Annotated in this window: 2 protein-coding genes; both read left to right on the top strand. The window is 54.0% G+C overall.

Features of this window, described 5'->3' with window-relative positions; all coding sequences use genetic code 11:
• The first annotated feature begins 34 nt into the window (after positions 1–34).
• Positions 35–505 carry a 30S ribosomal protein S7 gene (gene rpsG, locus A3754_RS03945; protein ID WP_063518893.1) on the top strand — a complete coding sequence of 157 codons (471 nt, stop codon included), beginning with the start codon at positions 35–37 and terminating at the stop codon, positions 503–505.
• A gap of 79 nt (positions 506–584) precedes the next feature.
• The coding region (locus A3754_RS03940) for a GTP-binding protein (protein ID WP_156496762.1) at positions 585–900 on the top strand (316 nt) is incomplete at its 3' end.

Here is a 900-nt window from a genome sequence, read left to right as displayed (position 1 = left end):
CGCCCAAAGCGGGAATGTTAGAGGAACACATCCGATGCCAAGACGTCGCGTTGTCGCCAAACGGGAGATCCTGCCGGATCCGAAGTTTGGAAGCCAGATTCTGGCCAAGTTCATGAACCATGTAATGGTCAGTGGTAAAAAGTCTGTATCCGAGCGTATTGTTTACGGTGCGCTGGATATTATCACCGAACGCAAAGGGGCTGATTCCCTGGAGATGTTCGAAAAGGCGCTGGACAATATCCGTCCTGCCGTCGAGGTAAAGAGCCGCCGTGTTGGTGGTGCGACTTACCAGGTTCCTGTTGAGGTTCGTCCCAGCCGTCGTACTGCTCTGGCAATGCGCTGGTTGGTTGATGCTGCACGTAAGCGTGGTGAGAAGAGCATGCCTGCTCGTCTGGCCGGCGAAGTGATGGATGCCGCTGAAGGCAAAGGCGCTGCGATGAAGAAACGTGAAGACGTGCATCGTATGGCCGAGGCCAACAAGGCCTTCTCCCACTTCCGCTTCTAAAGGCAGAAGACAAGCGAGTGAAACCGGCCTGTGTACAGGCCGGTTTTTGTATTTGAACCAGTGAATCGAGGTTAGCACCGTGGCTCGTAAGACTCCTCTTAATCGCTATCGCAACATCGGTATCTGTGCGCACGTAGATGCGGGCAAGACCACTACTACCGAGCGTATTCTTTTCTACACCGGTGTGTCTCACAAAATTGGTGAGGTGCACGACGGTGCTGCCACCATGGACTGGATGGAGCAGGAACAGGAGCGTGGTATTACCATTACCTCCGCTGCGACCACCACTTTCTGGCAGGGCATGGACCAGCAGTACGATCAGCACCGTATCAACATCATTGATACCCCCGGGCACGTTGACTTCACTATTGAAGTAGAGCGTTCCTTGCGTGTAC

The sequence above is a fragment of the Alcanivorax sp. HI0083 genome (assembly GCF_001635175.1).
Note: the sequence above shows the minus strand (reverse complement) of the source record. Positions and strands in the feature narration are given on the sequence as shown.